Source organism: Halomonas sp. 72, from assembly GCF_052379785.1.
Classification (GTDB): Bacteria; Pseudomonadota; Gammaproteobacteria; order Pseudomonadales; family Halomonadaceae; genus Vreelandella; species Vreelandella citrativorans.
In genome coordinates this window covers 37,432-57,124 of sequence record NZ_JBQSYY010000006.1, presented here as the reverse complement: position 1 = coordinate 57,124, position 19,693 = coordinate 37,432, and the positions used below count along the sequence as shown (strand labels likewise).

General features: G+C 52.4%; 17 protein-coding genes. 14 read left to right on the top strand and 3 right to left on the bottom strand.

From position 1 onward, the window contains the following. The first annotated feature begins 21 nt into the window (after positions 1 to 21). From tolQ to ACT3T6_RS08340, 7 genes are read left to right on the top strand one after another with little or no spacing between them, the layout of a single operon-like run. Positions 22 to 717 carry a protein TolQ gene (gene tolQ / locus ACT3T6_RS08370; protein ID WP_172116608.1) on the top strand — a complete coding sequence of 232 codons (696 nt, stop codon included), beginning with the start codon at positions 22 to 24 and terminating at the stop codon, positions 715 to 717. An 11-nt stretch (positions 718 to 728) separates the two neighbouring features. After that, entirely contained in the window at positions 729 to 1,163 is a 435-nt protein-coding gene (gene tolR / locus ACT3T6_RS08365; RefSeq protein ID WP_193053541.1) for a protein TolR, read from the top strand. Beyond that, positions 1,156 to 2,352, top strand: a complete 1,197-nt coding sequence (gene tolA / locus ACT3T6_RS08360; RefSeq protein WP_287076441.1) for a cell envelope integrity protein TolA — start codon at positions 1,156 to 1,158, stop codon at positions 2,350 to 2,352. Before tolR ends, tolA begins: the two co-directional genes overlap by 8 nt. Continuing rightward, positions 2,352 to 3,644: a Tol-Pal system beta propeller repeat protein TolB gene (gene tolB / locus ACT3T6_RS08355; RefSeq protein WP_172116611.1), complete on the top strand. Its 1,293-nt coding sequence runs from the start codon at positions 2,352 to 2,354 to the stop codon at positions 3,642 to 3,644. Before tolA ends, tolB begins: the two co-directional genes overlap by 1 nt. A gap of 39 nt (positions 3,645 to 3,683) precedes the next feature. After that, entirely contained in the window at positions 3,684 to 4,229 is a 546-nt protein-coding gene (pal, locus tag ACT3T6_RS08350; protein WP_172116612.1) for a peptidoglycan-associated lipoprotein Pal, read from the top strand. A gap of 47 nt (positions 4,230 to 4,276) precedes the next feature. Continuing rightward, positions 4,277 to 5,071: a tol-pal system protein YbgF gene (gene ybgF, locus ACT3T6_RS08345; RefSeq protein WP_193053543.1), complete on the top strand. Its 795-nt coding sequence runs from the start codon at positions 4,277 to 4,279 to the stop codon at positions 5,069 to 5,071. A 33-nt stretch (positions 5,072 to 5,104) separates the two neighbouring features. Continuing rightward, a complete protein-coding gene (locus tag ACT3T6_RS08340) occupies positions 5,105 to 5,866 on the top strand; it encodes a YciK family oxidoreductase (protein WP_193053544.1) in 762 nt (253 codons plus the stop codon). A 118-nt stretch (positions 5,867 to 5,984) separates the two neighbouring features. Here the strand turns inward: ACT3T6_RS08340 and ACT3T6_RS08335 are convergent, their stop codons facing one another. Together ACT3T6_RS08335 and ubiG are read right to left on the bottom strand one after the other, a co-directional pair. Next, positions 5,985 to 6,659 (bottom strand): HAD family hydrolase, encoded by a 675-nt coding sequence (locus tag ACT3T6_RS08335; RefSeq protein ID WP_193053545.1) that lies wholly within the window; start codon positions 6,657 to 6,659, stop codon positions 5,985 to 5,987. Beyond that, a complete protein-coding gene (gene ubiG / locus ACT3T6_RS08330; protein ID WP_172116616.1) occupies positions 6,660 to 7,403 on the bottom strand; it encodes a bifunctional 2-polyprenyl-6-hydroxyphenol methylase/3-demethylubiquinol 3-O-methyltransferase UbiG in 744 nt (247 codons plus the stop codon). 204 nt (positions 7,404 to 7,607) lie between these two features. On the opposite strand from ubiG, the gene ACT3T6_RS08325 reads away from it, so the two are divergent. From ACT3T6_RS08325 to msrA, 5 genes are read left to right on the top strand one after another with little or no spacing between them, the layout of a single operon-like run. Continuing rightward, entirely contained in the window at positions 7,608 to 8,900 is a 1,293-nt protein-coding gene (locus tag ACT3T6_RS08325) for a nucleotide sugar dehydrogenase (protein ID WP_193053546.1), read from the top strand. A 9-nt stretch (positions 8,901 to 8,909) separates the two neighbouring features. Next, a complete protein-coding gene (locus tag ACT3T6_RS08320; RefSeq protein ID WP_193053547.1) occupies positions 8,910 to 9,737 on the top strand; it encodes a hypothetical protein in 828 nt (275 codons plus the stop codon). 56 nt (positions 9,738 to 9,793) lie between these two features. Next, on the top strand, positions 9,794 to 11,647 hold the full coding sequence (tamA, locus tag ACT3T6_RS08315; protein ID WP_172116619.1) for an autotransporter assembly complex protein TamA: 1,854 nt from the start codon (positions 9,794 to 9,796) through the stop codon (positions 11,645 to 11,647). Between the two features lie 9 nt (positions 11,648 to 11,656). Next, positions 11,657 to 15,991, top strand: coding sequence for an autotransporter assembly complex protein TamB (tamB, locus tag ACT3T6_RS08310; RefSeq protein ID WP_226913429.1), 4,335 nt, complete (start codon positions 11,657 to 11,659; stop codon positions 15,989 to 15,991). A gap of 1 nt (position 15,992) precedes the next feature. After that, positions 15,993 to 16,574: a peptide-methionine (S)-S-oxide reductase MsrA gene (msrA, locus tag ACT3T6_RS08305; protein WP_193053548.1), complete on the top strand. Its 582-nt coding sequence runs from the start codon at positions 15,993 to 15,995 to the stop codon at positions 16,572 to 16,574. A 58-nt stretch (positions 16,575 to 16,632) separates the two neighbouring features. Here the strand turns inward: msrA and can are convergent, their stop codons facing one another. After that, on the bottom strand, positions 16,633 to 17,280 hold the full coding sequence (gene can, locus ACT3T6_RS08300; protein ID WP_087105449.1) for a carbonate dehydratase: 648 nt from the start codon (positions 17,278 to 17,280) through the stop codon (positions 16,633 to 16,635). A gap of 138 nt (positions 17,281 to 17,418) precedes the next feature. Between can and gorA the strand changes: the two genes are divergently transcribed. Together gorA and ectA are read left to right on the top strand one after the other, a co-directional pair. Next, entirely contained in the window at positions 17,419 to 18,801 is a 1,383-nt protein-coding gene (gene gorA, locus ACT3T6_RS08295) for a glutathione-disulfide reductase (protein ID WP_193053549.1), read from the top strand. 247 nt (positions 18,802 to 19,048) lie between these two features. After that, entirely contained in the window at positions 19,049 to 19,627 is a 579-nt protein-coding gene (gene ectA / locus ACT3T6_RS08290) for a diaminobutyrate acetyltransferase (RefSeq protein WP_172116622.1), read from the top strand. Positions 19,628 to 19,693 lie beyond the last annotated feature (66 nt).

Here is a 19,693-nt window from a genome sequence, read left to right as displayed (position 1 = left end):
CATTGATTGAAGAGGGCACCTGTGAACGATAACACCATGTCCATCCCGCACCTGATTATGAATGCCAGCACGGTTGTACAGCTGGTAATGCTACTCCTGGTGGTGGGGTCAGTCCTCTCTTGGGTGGTGATTTTTCAGCGCAGTATTGCGCTGCGCCGTGCCAAGCGGGAATACGACCAATTCGAAGAGTCGTTTTGGTCAGGTGTCGACTTAAACGAACTTTACCGAGAAATACCAGCTGATGACCCGCGCCATGGCGCCGAACATATCTTTCAGTCTGGATTTCGTGAATTCAACCGACTAATGCCAAAAACTCACAATGCCGACACCGTGCTTGAAGGTGTGCAGCGCAGCATGCGCGTTGCCTGGTCACGCGAAGAAGACCGTCTGACCCAACACCTGGTGTTTTTGGCAACGGTTGCCTCTGCCAGCCCCTATATCGGCTTGTTTGGTACCGTCTGGGGCATCATGGGCTCTTTCCAGTCCCTTTCAATGACCCAGCAAGCGACACTGGCAACCGTAGCACCCTGGATCGCTGAGGCACTCATTGCGACCGCTATGGGGCTTTTCGCGGCTATTCCCGCTGTTATCTTCTATAACCGCTTATCTAACAGTGCGTCTCGCTTACTCGGTAAATATGAAGACTTCGCCGAAGAGTTTCACGCTATCTTGCATCGTAATTTGCAAGGTCGTGATGGCAAGCCTAGCGCCAGTTAAGGGAGTTAGCCATGCAAGGTCCGTTCAATCGCAGCGGCAAAAGTAAGCCGATGGGGGAGATTAACGTTGTCCCCTTTATCGACGTTATGTTGGTACTGCTGGTCATTTTTATGATTACCGCTCCGATGCTAACGCAAGGCGTTCAGGTGGATTTGCCTCAGGTGTCATCCGAACCGATCGATACTCAGGACAGTGACCCGATCATTATTTCGGTGGATCGTGAAGGCGGATATTTTATTACGCTGGGTGAGGATTCAACCGCCGTTTCGCTTGAGCAAATATCAGAACGCGTTTCGGCCATATTGCAACGTCGCCCGGGCACGCCCGTCATGGTGCGTGGCGACCGAGGCGTACAGTATGGACAAATTGTTCTACTCATGAGCACGCTCCAGCGCTCGGGCGTTGAAAACGTAGGACTGCTTTCAGAGCCGCCGCAAGATGAGTAAGGGCAAGCCGCAAGTAACCGTTGCTGCGCCGCATGACCCGCAAGACGTTGGCTACACATTGCCAATCATCCTCGCGGTCGCTGTGCATTTGGCTATTATTGTTTTTAGCCTTATTAATTGGCCCAGTTCAACCCCGGAACCTGACTCTTCATCCATTGTTCAGGCCACGTTTGTGAGTACCGAGACGTTCACAGATCAGGCCCAGCAGGTAACTGAACAGCAGGCGGCAATGAACAGCTCAACTGAACCTGTTCCTGAGCCGGAAGTGAGTGAGCCTGAGGTAGCTGAGCCAGAGCCGGATAACCAAGAGGCCGAGCAGCAGGCTGCCGCTGAAGCTGAAGCGCAGGAACAAGCGTTGGAAGAAGCCCAAGCCGCAGCAGAAGCCGAAGCGCAACGCCGCGCTGAGGAAGCCGAACGACTAGCGCAAGAACAGGCGGCGCAAGCTCAAGCCCGTGAGGCAGAAGCCCAAGCTGCGGCGGAAGCAGAAGCCCAGGCAGCGGCCGAAGCAGAAGCTCAGGCAGCAGCCGAAGCAGAAGCTCAGGCAGCAGCCGAAGCAGAAGCCGAAGCAGAAGCCGAAGCAGAAGCTCAGGCAGAAGCCGAAGCAGAAGCCGAAGCAGAAGCCGAAGCAGAAGCTCAGGCAGCAGCTGAAGCAGAAGCCGAAGCAGAAGCTCAGGCAGCAGCTGAAGCAGAAGCCCAGGCAGCGGCCGAAGCAGAAGCTCAGGCAGCAGCCGAAGCAGAAGCTCAGGCAGAAGCCGAAGCAGAGCGTCAACGTGAAGCTGAAGAGCAGCGTGCTCGTGAAGAAGCTGAACGCCAAGCTGCTGCCGCAGCGGAAGCCGCCATGCAGCGCCAGTTAGAAGGTGAGGCGGAAGCAGCAGCCAATGCACAGCAAGCGCAGCAGGCCGCCAATAGCTTTATCAATATTGTGCGTCGCGCGGTTGAACAGGCGTGGTTGATCCCACCTGGAGCAAGCGACTCATTGAGTGCTACGCTACAAATACGTTTAGGCCCTTCGGGCGAGCTGCTTGCAACGTCAATTGCTACATCTAGTGGCGACAGTGCATTTGATCGGTCTGCCATGCAAGCCGTTGAACATGCTGCACCGTTTGGTGAATTAAGAGATTTACCTGCGGAACAGCAGCGGAACTTACGTCAATTTAATCTGCGATTTACCCCGGGGGATGTTCGCTGATGCAAAAACTAAGGAAAGTGTGGTTATTTTGCGTACTACTGCTAGTAAGTGGTTTCGCAGCTGCGAATGCAAACTTGACCATCGAAATTACACGGGGCAGCGACCAGGCATTACCCATTGGGGTGGTGCCTTTCGCAGGCAATCAGGGCATGTCGGAAGATGTTGCTCAAATCATTCAGGATGATCTTGAGCGTAGTGGTCTATTTTCACCGCTAGAGCGTAGTGCCATGTTTGACCAACCAAACCAAGCGGATGATGTTGAGTTTGGGACCTGGCGGTCATTGGACGTGCGTTATCTGGTCGTTGGGCGTGCCGAGCAAACGGACAACGGCTATCAGCTACAGTTTGACCTGATGGATGTCAGTGGCCAGCGCCGGATGATTGGCGAAACCGTCACAGCGAATGCCGATGATCTGCGTGGTGCGGCACACTACATCAGCGACCAGATATTTGAGGCGATTACTGATATACGCGGTGCTTTCTCAACCAGCATTGCTTACGTAACGGCCCAAGGGGTTGGCGATAATATGCAGTTCGGTCTCTATATAGCCGATGCTGATGGTCGCAATAGCCAGCAGGTATTAACGTCTGATCAACCGATTATGTCGCCCACTTGGTCGCCGGACGGACGCAAGCTTGCTTATGTTTCCTTTGAAACGGAGCGCCCAGCGATTTATATCCAGGATATCGCCACCGGTCAGCGTGTCATGGCAACATCCTTTGACGGTATCAATGGTGCACCTACGTGGTCCCCCGATGGTCGCCGTATCGCTATGTCGTTATCCAAGGATGGGCAGCCTGAAATCTATATCATGGATATCGCTAACCGCTCGGTAGAACGCGTTACCAACAGCAATAGCATTGACACTGAGCCCGCTTGGTCACCGGATGGTCGTAGCCTGCTGTTCACCTCTGATCGTAGCGGCGGCCCTCAGATTTACCAGCTTTCGTTAGGTAGCGGCGAGACAAACCGCGTGACATTTACCGGCAATTATAATGCCCGCGCGCGCTACTCTCCGGACGGCGATCAGATCTTTTTAATCCACCGTTCCAGCCGAGGATACCAGGTCGCACGCCAGGATTTGGATGGAGGGCGGCTGGTCGTAATAAGCGATTCGATAAGAGATGAATCTCCTAGTGTTGCGCCGAACGGGACCATGGTAATCTTCGCTAACCAAGAGGGTAACAATGGGGTGCTAAGTGCCGTTTCTGCCGACGGGCGATCGTCATTCCGGCTTCCTGCTGCTCAAGGCGAAGTACGTGACCCCGCATGGTCACCGTTTTTAAACTAATGATCTATCGTGTTATTTTTTCAGGCAAGGAGTCTGATTATGCAACTTAAGCCGTTGGCTCGCTCATTGGCCGTAGCGTTATCTATCGTAGCGATTGCTGGTTGCTCCAGCACCGGCGGAACCCAGGATGGGGATTCTTACGGAAGCCAGAATGGCAGCAGCACGGGCGCTGGCACTTCTGGTGCGGGTACCGGTGGTCAATATGGCTCTACTACCGGCTCAGGTACAGGCGCTGGTCAACAAGCTGACTCTCGCATTCCTGAGGTACGCACGATTTACTTCGATTATGACCGCGATGCTATCAAGAGCGAGTATGAATCTGCGGTAATGGCTCATGTACGCTACCTGCGCGCTAATCCGAGTGCCCAGGTTGTGTTACAGGGACATACCGATGAGCGTGGTACCCGGGAGTACAACATGGCACTGGGCGAGCGTCGCGCACGCGCTGTTCAGCGTTTCATGAATATCCAAGGCGTTTCTCCTTCACAAATGACTGTTGTAAGCTATGGCGAAGAGCGTCCGGCAGTAAATGGTCATAACGAAAATGCTTATGCCCAAAACCGTCGCGTTGTATTTAATTACTGATATTGACGGCGTGTAAACGGCACGCCGACTTTGTCTACGGAGTCGTCATGAATCACAGTCTCAAACGCTGTTTTGAGAGGCTGTGCGGTGCGGGAGCCTTAGTGCTCCCGCTGTCCGTATTGCCCCTTGCAGCTATTGCCCAGCAGCCGCTGGTCCAGGATCTTTCTTCCGGTAATTCCAGCGGATTTTATCAGCAGACTCAGCGTCAGGAAGCATCCGGTGGCAACCTTGTGCTGTTCAACCAGGTGGAAGCGCACACGCAGGAAATCCAACAGTTGCGTGGCCAAATTGAAGAGTTGCGCCATCAGCTTGAACAATTGCGTCGCCAATCGCAGCAGCAGTATCTGGACATCGAAGACCGCCTAATGAGCAGTGGATCTACGCCCATAGAGCAGTCTACGCCACAGGTTGAACCTGAGGCCGCTCAAGAAGTTATCAGTGCACCCTCAGCACGTAACGTGAGTGATGATGCCCAGGCGGACTATCAGGCTGCCTTTTCCCATGTTCAGGCACGCCAATTTGAAGAGGCAATTCAAGCGTTTGATGAATTCGTCACTGCTCATCCTGATACCAGCTTGACCTCTAATGGCTATTACTGGTTAGGTGAATTGTATGCCGCTGAAGGCCAGCTTGATAATGCCGATGCGGCCTTTAGCCGGGTTATTACCGACTTTGATAGCAGCAGTAAAGTGCCCGATGCCCTTTATAAACTTGGTTTGGTTAAAGCACGTCAAGGCGATGCAGAGCGCAGCCGTGAGCTGCTAGAGCAAGTGCGTGACGACTATCCGCAAAGTAGTGCGGCTGGGCTTGCCAATGATTTTCTCCGCCAGTCGGCTGGGTAATATCACGTTAAATGTTTGTTTGCAGGAAGTATCATGAGTTGCAAAATCGACTATCAAGCATCGCCGCAATTGCTTGAAAACCGTGTCGTATTGGTCACTGGAGCCGGCGATGGGATTGGTCGTGCGGCAGCGTTGCAGTATGCGCAACACGGTGCGACCGTTATCTTGCTAGGCCGTACTATCGAAAAGCTGGAGCGGGTCTACGACGAAATTGAGGCGTTAGGTGGGCCACAGCCCGCTATTTTTCCGCTTAATTTTGAAGGCGCAACGCTTAGTGACTTCGATGATATGGCGAAAACGCTCGATAAAGAGTTTGGTCGTTTGGATGGGCTTTTGCATAATGCTGGATTGCTAGGCCGGATTACTCCCTTCGAGCAGTACGATGCTGAGCTATGGGAGCAGGTCATGCAGGTGAATATCAATGGCCCAGTATGGATGACTCAAGCGTTATTACCGTTGCTTAAGCAATCAGACGACGCCTCAGTTATTTTTACCTCATCCAGTGTGGGACGCAAAGGGCGCGCGTATTGGGGGGCCTACTCGGTTTCCAAATTTGCCACCGAAGGGTTTGTTGAAGTGCTGGCCGACGAGCTTGAGCATCAAACCAATATCCGGGTGAATACCCTTAACCCGGGAGCTACCCGCACTCAAATGCGGCGAAGCGCCTACCCTGGTGAAGATCCTGCCACACTTCGAACGCCCAATGACATTATGCCGACCTATTTATGGCTAATGGGCCCCGATAGTGCCGGTGTTAGCGGCCAAAAGTTTGATGCGCAGCCGCCGCGTGTTTAATCTTTAATTCTACCGTTAGGGCTTGAATGCAGCGCCTTTAAAAAAGAGCCTTTAAAAAGAAGCCTTAAAGCAAGGCCCTAACGGTGGTTATTACGCCAGCTGTAGTGATAGCTGCTAACTACGCCGCATCATTAAAAGCGTTTAATGCATCAACCAGCATTGAGCACTCTTCAAACCACAGGTCGGCGGGCCACTGCTGATAATCATCCTCTTCACTGATATAACCATATCCGACCGCAACGGCTGTCATACCAGCGGCTTTCGCTGCTTGCATATCACGTACGTGGTCGCCGACATACCAGCACTGTTCCGGCGCGACGCCCAAACGACGGGCCGCTTCCCACAAAGGTTCCGGGTCGGGCTTCTTAACACTCAGGTCATCGGCACACAGCAACGCACCGGGCTCCAGCGCTAATGCGGCGAGTAAAGGCTCGGCATAGCGGCGCGGCTTATTGGTGACAATCCCCCAGGGCCGTTGATTTCCGTGCCATTCAATAAGCCATTGGTCAAGCGGGATAAATACTTGGCTATGCACCGCTACGGCTTGTTCATAGGCATCGAGCAGAAACTGGCGGGCGGTATCATGGCCTGGGGCTTTGTGATCAAGATCCAACGCCAGGGTGACTAGCGCGCTCCCCCCATTGGAAACCTGACGACGAATCTGCTCGTAGGCCAGGGGCGCCAGCCCGTGGTGGGCGCGTAGGGCGTTCGTTGCTTGAGCAAGATCGGGCGCGGTATCCACCAGGGTTCCGTCAAGATCAAACAGAATGGCAAGCGGTGGCGTCGTTGGCATCTATTGGCTCACTTTGCGGCAGTACATCATGTAGTTTACAGAGACATCGTCAGCCACTAAGCGGTAGCGACGAGTAAGAGGGTTGTAGGTCAGCCCTGTTTGCTCACGTACTTCCAGGCCCACTTGGCGGGACCATGCCGCCATTTCAGACGGACGAATAAATTTGGCATAGTCGTGGGTGCCGCGGGGCAGTAGCCTAAGGACATATTCGGCGCCTAATATCGCAAATGCGTAGGATTTTGGCGTACGGTTGAGCGTTGAAAAAAACACATAGCCGCCAGGGCGTACCAATGCACAACAGGCCCGAATCACTGAGGCGGGGTCAGGTACGTGCTCCAGCATTTCCATGCAGGTAACGACATCAAAATGTCCCGGGGTTTGAGCAGCCAACGCTTCAACACTAATATTTTGGTAGTCAACGGACACGCCGCTCTCTTCTGCATGCAGCCTGGCAACGCCAAGTGGCGCTTCGCCAAGATCAATGCCCGTTACCTTGGCACCACGATGTGCCATGGACTCACTCAGGATACCGCCTCCGCAGCCCACATCCAGCACCTGTTTTCCGGCTAAACCGGCGCGTGCGTCAATAAAATTCAGACGCAGGGGGTTTATCTCATGTAGCGGCTTGAATTCACTCTTTGGGTCCCACCAGCGGCTAGCAAGTGCTTCAAATTTAGCAACTTCCGCTGCATCGACGTTGCCTTGGTAGCGATCAGCAGTGCTATCCTGAGGTGTCGCTTGCATGTGTTGACTCCCATCGTCAGTCAGCAATGGATAGTGTTTTCCTATCCAGCCTGGTTATTAGCATCAAGTGCGAGTGGCATCCACTCAATCATTCAGTATTATGGACATTCTAACCACTCCCAGGTCAGAACGCATGAAAAGGACCATTGTATGAATCTTATGGCTATATTTTCTCGCTTTTCCGCCGTACAAGGAGTTCGGTAAATGCGAGTATTTCTTTACGGCAGTGAACTAAGTGCGGTGACAGCAGCGTCCGCATTAGCCTGGGTAGGTCATCAAGTAGAGTGGTTACCTCATCAGAGTGCGCCCTGGACGGTTCTTTCGCAGGTGGCTTGGCTGCGCAGTGAGCCGGAGCTAATGCCGCATATCCAGCAGGGACTGGCCGATGGCACGTTAGTACTGATTGATGATGTATCACAAGCGTCTTCGGCTGATGTTGTCTGGCTTGCACTTTCGCCAAGCCAGCGTAACGACGCCAGCACACTGCTTCAACAGTCGGAACTATGTCTGCAGCAAGGTGCTGTGTTAATTAATAACTCTACGTTTCCGGTCGGCGAAACGGAGCGCTTGGATGATTTAATGAGAGGCCAACATAGCAGCGTGGCCTTGCCTGATACGCTTGAAGAAGGGCGTGCCTGGGCGTCGTTTACTCGCCCCACGCGTTGGCTGCTTGGGTGTGATGATGCCCACGGAGAGCAGGTTGCACGCGAGCTTTTACGCGCGTTCAATCGCCGACAAGAAGTTTTCCAGCCCATGCCGCGTAGGGCGGCAGAGCTTACCAAGCTTGCCATCAATGGCATGCTGGCCACACGAATTAGCTACATGAATGAAATTGCCGGTTTAGCCGATACACTAGGCGTGGATGTTGAGCATGTTCGCCAAGGTATGGGGGCCGACACACGTATCGGTTTTGAGTATTTGTATCCCGGCTGTGGTTTTGGTGGCCCCAACTTTTCGCGGGACTTAATGCGCCTGGCAGATGTTCAGTCAAAAAGCGGCCGTTACTCCGCGTTGCTTGAACAGGTCATGGACATTAATGAGCAGAAAAAAGAGACGCTGTTTCGTAAACTTTGGGCCCATTTTGAAGGCGAGTTAGCGGGTAAAACGATCGCTATTTGGGGAGCCGCGTTCAAGCCTGGCACAGCACGTATCGACCATGCGCCGGTATTGACGCTTTTAGACGCTTTGTGGGCACAAGGTGTAAAGGTAAAGCTTCATGATTCCGCCGCTACTAGCGCATTACATCAGCTTGTTGGGCAGCGCGATGACCTTCAAACATTTGATCAAGACCCATATCAGGCGTGTGAAGGTGCCGATGCGCTAATGCTGGTTACGGAGTGGAAGTCATACTGGAACCCGGACTGGCATCGACTTGCAGGGCTACTCAGCGCTAAGCTGGTGTTAGATGGTCGAAATATTTACGACCCTACATTTGTTGCCAACTGCGGCTTAAAGTACCGTGGTATTGGTCGTCGTGCCGACCCTACGTCTTTTTGAGAAAATGCCATGCCTAATCCGACGCCTTCCCAACGTATTGTTCCCGATGTAGGCCAAAGCTTAACGGCCCAGCATTTGCGCCACCGAAAAGGGCCTCTCGTATGGCCCTTATGGCTTGGAATGCTCTTGTTCTGTGCGCTACTCGCAGGCGCCGCTGTCGTGCTGTGGTTTGAGCGCGAGCGTTTATTAACCGAACTCCACCGCGTCAGTGGCGAGGTCTCTAACGTTCATGCTCGGTTGGACTCAGGTGATACTGATGTGCAGGATACAATTGCGCTAGTGCAGGCTCAGATGACAACGCTGTTCCAAGAGCAGGAGCAGCTGTCTGTTGCGTTAATCAATACGCGTGAAGAGCTTTATGGTGCGCTGACAGATGACGAAGAGCGCCCATCCAATGAGATGATAACGTCGTTTAATCAGCGCCTTTCCCAGTACCAAGAGCAGGCTGCCTTACGTGATCGCCGATTGGCTGCGTTTAGCACCTCCCTGGATGCACTGGAACAGGCGGGCATATCCGGTCGGCAAAACCTTGTTGAAGAGGTTAATCATGTGGAACAAACCACCGCTCAGCAGCTCACGTCACTGGTAGAGCAGGTCAATCAGTTAAACCAAACAGTAACAGGGCAGTTGGAAGAGCAAATCGCTGCTTTGAGCGAGCGCTTTAATCAATTGGACACTCAGCTAAATACGCTACAGTTAGACTCATCCTCTCCAAGTGATGAAATTGCGGCATTTGAAGAGCAGTGGACTCAGCGTTTATCTACCCTTGAAAGTGATATACGGCAAATTCGCCAGGCCCAACTCGCTTTTAGCGCCCAAATAGAAATGCTTAGATAGTAGTAGTGGAACAGGCTATAACCGCCAACAAAAGAGTTTGTTAGGGAGTTTATTGTATGGGAAGACAGTGGCGTTGGCTTTCAGCTACTCGGATGGCTTGTTTGATTGCGCTCCCTCTGAGTTTTGCCTATGTTCCATCAGTTTTGGCGTTAACGGCTACTATTAACGGGGTTGACGGCGACGTTGAAGATAATATCAGCGCCTATTTAGAGGGCATTGATAAAAAACAATATACCCAAACTCGTTTAGAGGGTGAGATACGTAGCCGTACAAAAGTGGCAATGCGTGTCTATGGTTATTATGAGCCCACCGTTGAGATTCAAATTGACCCTGCCGTTGTACTCAATATTGATTCTGGTCCTCGAGTCGAAATTCAGGAGCTTGCGATTAATGTTGATGGCGATGCCAAAGATGATCCTACGTTTAAAGACGCCCTGGATAGCTTTCCCTTAAAAGTAGGCGACCCGTTAGTTCAGCCGCCCTGGGATCAATTGCGTTCGCAGTTTTCGGGGTTAGCTATCGAACGTGGCTACTTTGATTGGGCTTTTACCAAACGGCGTATGGAAGTGCGCCCTTATTTACGAAGTGCGCGCCTCTATATGGATTTTGATAGCGGCCCACGCTTTCGGTTTGGCGAAACCAATATCACAGGGAGCCACATTGTTCTTGATCGCCTGCATAATATGCAGACGTATGAGGATAACGATCCCTATCTCGCGGAGTCACTTGCTACTTATACGCAGCGCTTGGTTGAAACCGGTTGGTTTCGATCCGTTTCGATTCGCCCTCGTTTGACAACGGCCCAAGAGCTGGTGGTTGCGCCTCCTGAGGGGGGAGCCTCGCCTTGGTGGGAGTCAGCCACGGCTTCCCAGCCGAAGCGCCCGCGGATTAGTAGTGCGGCACTGGCGAGCGTACTGACTATCAATAAAAATGACGATATTCGTTTGCCCATTGATGTGAACGTTGATCCTGCGAACCGTCACCAGTATGAGGTGGGTATCGGTTATGCGACAGATGTAGGCCCTCGTTTACGCTTTAGCTGGCACCAGCCATGGATTAATAGTTTAGGTCACAGCCTGAATCATGACCTTTATCTTTCCGCGCCGGAACAGCGTTTTACCGGTGTTTACAACGTTCCCCTTGAAGACCCGCTCCGCGATAGCTATCGATTGCAGTACGGGGTTCGCAATATTGATAATAGCGATACCCGGTCGATGCAAGGCTCTGTTGAGCTGGCTCGTCGCTGGCAATTTGACAACGACTGGATCCAGTCGGTGTATTTTCGAACAACGTATGAAGACTTTACTCAAGGGGGAGAGGCAGACAAAGTCTGGCTCTTTTATCCAGGCATCCAGTGGTCCCGAACGCGGACACGGCCACAGAGATTCCCTCTTTGGGGCGACCGTCAGCAGCTCTCGATTGAGTATTCCGACACAGTGTGGGGATCAGACGCCCAGTTTTTGCGTTTAACCGGTGATACCGAATTTATCCGCACTATCAACAACGATAATCGCTTTTTAGCACGGCTAAGCGTTGGCGCTATCGAAACAGATGATTTTTCCAAAATTCCACCCTCGCTGCGTTTTTTCGCAGGGGGCGATCGCAGCGTGCGCGGTTACTCCTATGAGAGCCTGTCGCCACGAAACGACGAGGGTCGCTTGCAGGGCGGGCGTCAAATGATTACCTCGACGCTTGAATATCAGCGTCGTGTTAGGGGCGACTGGTGGGCGGCGACGTTCGTGGATACCGGTGATGCGTTCGATAACTGGGGTCCACACGATTTAAAAACCGGCGCCGGGGTGGGTGTCCGCTGGGTATCGCCGGTAGGGCCAATTCGCTTTGATGTAGCGCACCCCTTCGATAACGACGATGCATATCGTGTGCATTTCTCCATCGGCCCGGAATTCTAGGAGTACGCTTTGTCCCAGGTTGAATCTTCTACTTCTACGACGCGCCAACCATACTCACCCCGACACCGGGCGTGGTTATTGATCTGGAGCCTTGTACGGCTGGCTATTGTTCTGCCACTTTGGTTATTTGGGTTAGTCGCACTGCTACTGGGTACGGCATTATCGCCTTGGGGGACGGATTTTTTATTCTCACAAGGGGAGAAGCGGGGATACTTTTCTTACGAGCAACAAGACGGCGCATTACTGGAACAATTTACGTTAAAAGGCTTTCATCTTGATCTAGGCAACCTAACGATCGGCATTGCTGACCTTGAGATTGCCTGGGCCGATGATTGCCTCCTCTCTGGACGACTCTGCCTGGATACATTGCACGCTGATGGATTAAATGTGCGCTTGAGTGCAGATGACACGCCTGAAGAGCCACAAGCGTCGGGCGAGCCTTTCCGGCTACATCTGCCATTTCCTATCGAGCTGCGCTCGGTGGTTGTCAATAATAGCAATGTGCAGCTTGCAGATGGTACGCGTATTCAATGGGCATCATTTGAATCATCTGCTAGTGCCGCGTGGAGCAACGTTGATTTAGCGCCAACACATCTTGATCAGTTGACCATTTATTTACCGCCCTCAGCGGGTGTTCAGCTTACGCAGGGTGCTCAAACCTCACTAGCGGCTGAGGGCATTGACGGCGCCATTGCCGTGGCCACGCCTCAACCTCAAGAGGATGCCTTACCAGCTCCGCCGCCCGAGCAACGCTTGGCTGACGGTGAGCGTATTGAGCTGCCCGAGATCGCTTTACCTGTCGATATAAGCGTGAGCGACCTGACAGTAACCGATGTTCAACTGACAGGTGCCTTTGAATACACTGTCGAGCGCTTGCAGTTAGCGGGTAGCACGAAGGAAAGTAAGGTAGATATCACATCTTTTGATGTGGTGACCAAGGATGTTGAAGCCACTCTTGTAGGCAATGTGGGCTTAACCGGTAGTTATCCGCTGGAAGCGCAGTTAAATGCCGAGCTGTTTTTACCCGAACTTTATCCAGAATTAAGGGGGGAAAAACTGGCCCTTACGCTGTCCGGTCCGCTAAACAATCTACAGGCTGAGCTTAGTGCCTCAGACGTGGTAACCGCATCCCTTGCAGTAAGCGTAGATGCATTAGCACCCGACGTACCTTTCCATGCGCGGCTGCAAAGCGACCGGTTGCAATGGCCTTTAGTAGAAGCAGCGCCGCCAGCAGGCGAGAGTGCTCTTGAGCCTTATGTGATTGAAGCCGTTGACCTTACGGTAGAGGGGAGTCTTGAGGCTTACCGCACCGAGGTTAGCCTACGCGCGCAGGGCCCTCAGTTACCACCTACTCAGGTAACGCTTACTGGCGATGGAGACGTTGACCATTTTCAGTGGCAGCCTTTAGTTCTGCAACTGGGGGAAAACACGCTGCGCAGCGAGGGGCATGTCGATTGGTCAACACCTGATTTATCTTTCCAAGCGCGTTTGCAAAGTGAACGACTGCAATGGCCCTTGGTAGACGAACCTGCGGCCGACGGTGCGAGCGCTACCCAGCCGTATGTGGCTGAGGCGGTTAACCTGACGGTGGAAGGCAGCATGGAGGCTTACCATGCGGAGGTTAGTCTTGAGGCGCATGGCCCTGAGTTGCCTCGCGCTAGCGTTACACTGACAGGCGATGGCGATGCTAATCACTTCCGTTGGGAGCCGCTGGTTCTGCAGGTAGAAGAAAGCAGGCTGCGCAGCGAAGGGCGTATCCACTGGTTAGCGCCGCTAACGGTCGATGCACAGGTCTGGTTGGATCAGTTTAATCCCGGCAATTTTGTTGACCAAATGGAAGGTAGCTTAACCGGCGATATTGATCTCAACGTGCGCCAGCTAGACGATGTATGGTCGGTTAGCGTGGCAAACATCGATATTGAAGGCAAGCTTCGCGATTATCCCTTGACCTTGCAGGCGGCGCTGGATGCTAACAGTAATCTGGAAATCGATATTCATCAACTTCAGTTCGCTCAGGGCAACAACCGACTTCACGCGTCAGGCCAGCTAAGCGAGCGGGCAATGTCCTTGAAGGCTGATATTGACCTACGTGAACTCAATACGCTCTCGCCTGAGTTGGGCGGTACATTAACGGGTAACCTGCAGGCCGGAGGTAGTTTTGAGCAACCTACCCTTGTTGCCGACTTGTCAGGCAGTGATCTGCGCTTCACCGACAGCCTTGTGCAGCAACTCTCGCTTAACGCTAATGTGCAGGGGCTTGAGGATCCAAGACTTGATGTTCAGCTAGGCTTGAAAGAGATTTTTGCAGGCGGGCAGGATCTTGAGGCCGTTGACCTGAACCTAACCGGCCGACTTTCCCAGCACCAGCTTGAAGCGACTGTGCAAGGTCAACCAGAGAGTCCATTAAGCCGTGCGGTAGTGGCGTTGAATGGTCGCTTTGATCAACAGCGCCACGTCTACCAGGGACGTTTGACACCGTTGGAGATTGATTCCGAGGCGGGCACTATTCGCCTAGCGGAACCCTTGGACCTAAGCTATAACCTCGCCAATGGTCAAGCGCGTCTCTCCGCGTTTTGTTTGCGCCGTGAGGAAGGCGGGCTGGTGTGCTCTGAAGAGCCGATTAACGCCTCGGCTAACCAGGGCCATGCGGTGGTAAGCGTACGCGAAGTACCTATGGAAATGCTCGAACCTTTCCTGCCTGAAGAGTGGACGTTTGAGGGTGATACAACGGCCGATATGGTTGTTGACTGGCGTCAAGGTGGAGCGCGCTGGCAGGCTGATGTAGAGCTACTAAGCAATCTCGCCATTACCGCTGTTAACGATTATGGACAGCCGGTTCAGCTTCCTGCTATTGACCTCAATGTTCAGGTGCAAGCGAATCAAGCACAAGCGGACGCCAACATCGTACTCTCGTTTTCTGAGGCGGGAGAGCTAACCCTGGATCTTACCCTCGATGATCCGATGGGGCGGGGCACGCTAGATGGCGATCTACGCGCGAATAAACTGTTGCTTGAACCTTATCTACCCATGGCCATCGGCTTAGACCGTCTTGAAGGCGAGTTTGATGGGCGGGTGCTCATTGGCGGAACCACAAGCCAGCCAGATTTACAGGGTGCGTTAGCGTTGCGCAACCTGCATGTTCATGGGCCAGGTATCCCTGTTGACGTCCGTGATGGCGAACTTACGCTTTTATTTGATGGAGAGCAGGGGAATATCAATGGGTTTGTGGAAGCCGAAAAAGGTCGGCTTAACATTACCGGCGACAGCTATTGGCCAGCGCTAGATGATTGGCGTATCGGTGTCGATCTTGAAGCAGTTCAGGAGCCCGTCCTTCTGGTGCTGCCCCAATTTGGTCGTATAGAAGTCGCCCCGGATATTCGGGTACGTGTTACACCCGAGCATTTACAGGTGCGCGGTAATGTTGATTTACCGTGGTCCCGGCTTGTTATTGGTTCCAGATCTTCGTCCGCTATTGAGCCAAGCCCTGATGAGGTCATCATTACTGAGCGCGACGACCGCATGGCAGAAGAGGCCGCGCTAAGGGCCGCGGCAAATGGGGGGATTAGTAATTCGGAGGAGCTAGGCCAAACGGGCATGACGCTTGATGTATTGATTGACCTGACGCTAGGTCGCGATATGCATATTTCCGCTTATGGTCTGGAATCCGATTTGGGCGGGACACTTCAAGTTCGCCAGGATAGCGGTGGACTTCAGCTTTTTGGGGGTGTAAACCTGGTTGACGGGCGTTTCCAGGCCTTTGGGCAGGACTTGCTGATTCGCCGTGGCCAACTCCTGTTTAGTGGTCCACCATCGCTTCCCTCACTGGACTTTGAAGCAATACGTAATCCTGATAGAACAGAAGATAACGTTATTGCTGGGGTCCGCGTTACCGGAAGTGCCGCAGAGCCTAACGTCAGGATTTTCTCTGAGCCTTCCATGGGGGAAACACAAGCGCTTTCCTACTTACTGCGCGGGCGTAGCCAGGATTCAAGTGGTGGGATGGACAGCGCACTGACAACTGCGTTGATCGGAATGTCGCTAGGCCGTGTAGGTGGTGCTGTCGGCTCTATTGGGCAATCATTTGGCATTGATGACCTGGCGCTGGATACAACCGGCGCCGGGGATGAAAGTCAGGTTGCCCTTAGCGGTCAGCTGACCGAAGATATTAGAATTAGCTATGGTGTGGGAATTTTCTCGCCCATTGCAGAGCTAACCGTTCGCTATACGCTATGGCGTAACTTATACGTGCAAGCTGTATCGGGTACTAATCAGGCGATTGATTTGATTTATACTTTTACTCGCCGAGGCAACCCGGTGATTCAGCACGAAACGAATAGAGAGTGATATGACACGATTAACCGAGAACCATGTTCATACTATTAGCGGACACTCCCTGCAAGCGCAGTATCCTGAGGGTTATCAGGAAATCGTTCTGGGAATGGGGTGCTTTTGGGGTGTCGAGCGGCTCTTTTGGCAGCAACCAGGCGTATACGTGACTGCCGCAGGCTATGCGGGTGGCCAAACGCCTGATCCCGATTATGATGCAGTCTGCTCGGGGCGGACCGGGCACGCTGAAGTGGTTCGCGTGGTGTATGACCCCAACAAAACCGATATTGACGCCTTGCTCCAGATATTTTGGGAGCAACACGACCCGACCCAAGGCAATCGGCAGGGAAATGACATAGGCTCGCAGTATCGTTCTGTTATCTATACAACCACCGATGAACAGCAGCAGGCGGCTGAGCAGAGTGCCAAAGCGTACCAAAAGGCGTTAGAGGCGGCAGGTAAAGGTACTGTTACCACCGAGATAAAGCCGCTGGATACTTTCTATTTTGCAGAAGCGTACCATCAGCAATATCTGGACAAAAACCCTAACGGATACTGTGGCTTAAAAGGGACAGGGGTAACATGCCCCATTGGCGGGTAGATAACGCGGTATTAGCAGGCAAAGGCGACTATTGCTTCGGGCAATAGTCGCTTGGGGCTTAATCGGTTGGCTGCACTCGATCAATGCGGTAAAGCGTTTCTACCTGATCCAGCCCAGTGACGGTGCATTTAAGGTCTTTAACACGACCATCGCTTAAGCCGTAGACCCAGCCATGTACTGAAATATTCTGGCCGCTTTGCCAGGCGCGTTGCAAAATTTTAGTGCGACATAAGCTTTTAACCTGTGCTTTAACATTAAGCTCACACATACGGTCAATTTGCTCATCCAACGGAAGGTGATCAAGCGAGTGGCGATGGTGGTTATATTGCTCACGGACGGAGTGCAGCCAGTAATCAACGACACCGCACTCACCCCCCGTCACTGCCGCTCTAATACCGCCACAGCCGTAGTGCCCCACAATCATGATGTGGCTCACGTTAAGGACATCGACCGCATACTGCACAACAGAGAGCGCATTCATGTCGGTGTGATGTAAAAGGTTGGCGACATTGCGGTGAACAAACACTTCGCCTGGTGGTAATGAAATAATCTGATTAGCGGGAACCCGGCTATCAGAACAGCCTATCCATAAATAATCAGGATTTTGCTGATTAGACAGGCGCTTAAAATACTCGGGATCCTCTTCGCACATGCGTTCAGCCCAGGCACGATTATTTTCGAGGAGCGTCGCAATAGGGTCAGACATTGAGTCTCCGTATCGTTACATCGTCAGGTTAAGGCGAAATCAAGCAAGCGATGAAGGTTTTAACCTTCATCGCGACTAAGGTCAATAAGCATGTGCCGTCGGTTTCTTAACGCGCATGCCAATTTTTAGGAGCAAATAATGGTAGCCGATTCTGAGTATCAATATGACTTATTAGTGATTGGCGCAGGTTCAGGGGGCGTTCGCGCTGCACGCATGGCTGCAGCAACGGGTGCCAACGTCGCTATTGTGGAAGACCGCTATCTCGGGGGGACTTGTGTCAACGTAGGCTGCGTACCCAAGAAACTTTATGCCTATGCCGCACATTTTCATGACAGTTTTGATGACGCTGCAGGTTTTGGCTGGCAGCTATCCGAGCCGGCCACCTTTGACTGGGCCACATTGCGAGACAATAAAACAAGTGAAATTAAGCGTTTAAACAATATTTACCAACGCATGCTGGAAGGGGCAGACGTCACCCTGCTTAGCGCTCGCGGTCGACTGGTCGATGCACATACGGTGGCGTTAGAAGATGAAAACGGCGTTACTCACGTGAGCGCAAAAAAAATACTATTGGCCACCGGTGGCTGGCCATGGGTGCCTGATTTCCCGGGTAATGAGCATGCGCTGGACTCTAACCAGGTGTTTGATCTAGACACATTTCCCAAGCGTTTTATGGTCCTGGGCGGCGGGTACATCGCCGTTGAGTTTGCGAGTATTTTTAATGGTTTGGGTAGCGAAACGCATTTGATTTATCGTGGCGATCTATTTTTGAGACCCTTTGATCATGAAGTGCGTGAATTCACGCGTCAGGAAATGGATAAAAAAGGTGTCAATCTGCATTTCAACGCCAATATAGAGCGTATTGAAGCCATTGAATCCGGCTACAACGTTCATCTGACGACCGGCGAGACGTTAGAGGTAGACGCTGTACTGGCAGCAACAGGGCGTAAAGCCAATATTCAGGGCCTGGGCCTTGAAGAGCTGGGTATTCAGTTGGATGGCAACGGCAAGATTCCGGTTAACGCACATTATGAAACGCTGGTCCCGTCTGTGTTAGCGCTTGGAGATCTAACGGCTGGTCCAGAGCTTACCCCAGTGGCGCTGGCTGAAGCCATGCAGTTGGTGGATTATCATTTCAAAGACACCACGCCGACACGGCTTGATTACACTACGGTGCCTACCGCCGTTTTTTGTCAGCCCAATATTGGCACAGTTGGCTTAAGCGAGGAGGGCGCCCGCCAAAAGTTTACCAACATTCGGGTTTACTCCACGGAGTTCCGGGCGATGAAGCACACCTTGTCGGGAAGCCAGGAGCGCACGTTGATGAAGCTTATTGTTGATGACGCAACGGATATTGTAGTCGGAGCGCACATGGTAGGCGAAGAGGCCGGGGAAATTATCCAAGGCATTGCCATCGCCGTTAGAGCTGGCCTTACCAAGCAGGATTTTGATCTCACCGTTGGTATTCATCCAACCGGTGCTGAAGAGTTTGTCACCATGCGGACCGTTACCCGGCATTAACCTGCCAGCAGCTTCCTAATGTGCAGTACATCAAGCGAGCCAGTGGCTCGCTTTTTTAATATCACCGTTTTTTAAAAGTTGGACTAAACTCATATTTTTATTTCGCCAGTGGCGATGTCAGTATTAAAAAACCAAGCCTAATATAACCATAAATTATGGAAAACAGAGTGGTGGATAATATGGCTTTTGAATTGCTAATAATCAGCTGTTATAATGATGCTCAAATTCGCTACAGCGAAGCATAACCATGAATACGCCAATGCAACCTTTTACCCCTTCATCTGAGCTCGCACGACCCACCGTTGCCGACGCGGTCGTTGGGTTTTCAGAAGCGCCTCTCTATATCCGAAAGCCAAATGCAGAGGACGGTTGGGGAATATACGAGCTGGTAAAAGCGTGTCCTCCACTGGACGTTAACTCTGCTTACGCTTACTTGCTGTTAGCCACCCAATTTCGTGATACCTGCGCTGTTGCCACCAACGAAGAGGGCGAAATAGTCGGATTTGTGTCTGGCTATGTAAAAGACAACGCCCCCGATACCTATTTCTTATGGCAAGTAGCCGTAGGTGAAAAAGCACGCGGTACAGGGCTTGCCCGCCGCCTTGTTGAAGCCATCCTTTCTCGCCCTGAACTCGCCGATGTTCACCACCTGGAAACCACTATTACACCTGACAACCTGGCTTCCTGGGGACTGTTTCGGCGTTTAGCCACTCGCTGGCATGCGCCGTTAAATAGCCGTGAATATTTCTCTACCGAACAGCTTGGTGGGGAGCATGACCCAGAGAACCTGGTTCGCATCGGCCCATTCCAAACTGATCACATCTGATTTTTCTTTTTCTATCCGTATTGCCACGATGTTCTCGACATCTCTCGGCTTAACGATGACACAAGG

Excerpts from the sequence above, each read along its gene's own strand:
- tolB (WP_172116611.1), top strand. The coding sequence starts at position 2,352 with ATGCAAAAACTAAGGAAAGTGTGGTTATTTTGCGTACTACTGCTAGTA.
- tolR (WP_193053541.1), top strand. The coding sequence starts at position 729 with ATGCAAGGTCCGTTCAATCGCAGCGGCAAAAGTAAGCCGATGGGGGAG.
- tamA (WP_172116619.1), top strand. The coding sequence starts at position 9,794 with ATGGGAAGACAGTGGCGTTGGCTTTCAGCTACTCGGATGGCTTGTTTG.
- msrA (WP_193053548.1), top strand. The coding sequence starts at position 15,993 with ATGACACGATTAACCGAGAACCATGTTCATACTATTAGCGGACACTCC.
- tolA (WP_287076441.1), top strand. The coding sequence starts at position 1,156 with ATGAGTAAGGGCAAGCCGCAAGTAACCGTTGCTGCGCCGCATGACCCG.
- ubiG (WP_172116616.1), bottom strand. The coding sequence starts at position 7,403 with ATGCAAGCGACACCTCAGGATAGCACTGCTGATCGCTACCAAGGCAAC.
- gorA (WP_193053549.1), top strand. The coding sequence starts at position 17,419 with ATGGTAGCCGATTCTGAGTATCAATATGACTTATTAGTGATTGGCGCA.
- can (WP_087105449.1), bottom strand. The coding sequence starts at position 17,280 with ATGTCTGACCCTATTGCGACGCTCCTCGAAAATAATCGTGCCTGGGCT.
- ectA (WP_172116622.1), top strand. The coding sequence starts at position 19,049 with ATGAATACGCCAATGCAACCTTTTACCCCTTCATCTGAGCTCGCACGA.
- ACT3T6_RS08335 (WP_193053545.1), bottom strand. The coding sequence starts at position 6,659 with ATGCCAACGACGCCACCGCTTGCCATTCTGTTTGATCTTGACGGAACC.
- ACT3T6_RS08320 (WP_193053547.1), top strand. The coding sequence starts at position 8,910 with ATGCCTAATCCGACGCCTTCCCAACGTATTGTTCCCGATGTAGGCCAA.
- ybgF (WP_193053543.1), top strand. The coding sequence starts at position 4,277 with ATGAATCACAGTCTCAAACGCTGTTTTGAGAGGCTGTGCGGTGCGGGA.
- ACT3T6_RS08325 (WP_193053546.1), top strand. The coding sequence starts at position 7,608 with ATGCGAGTATTTCTTTACGGCAGTGAACTAAGTGCGGTGACAGCAGCG.
- ACT3T6_RS08340 (WP_193053544.1), top strand. The coding sequence starts at position 5,105 with ATGAGTTGCAAAATCGACTATCAAGCATCGCCGCAATTGCTTGAAAAC.
- pal (WP_172116612.1), top strand. The coding sequence starts at position 3,684 with ATGCAACTTAAGCCGTTGGCTCGCTCATTGGCCGTAGCGTTATCTATC.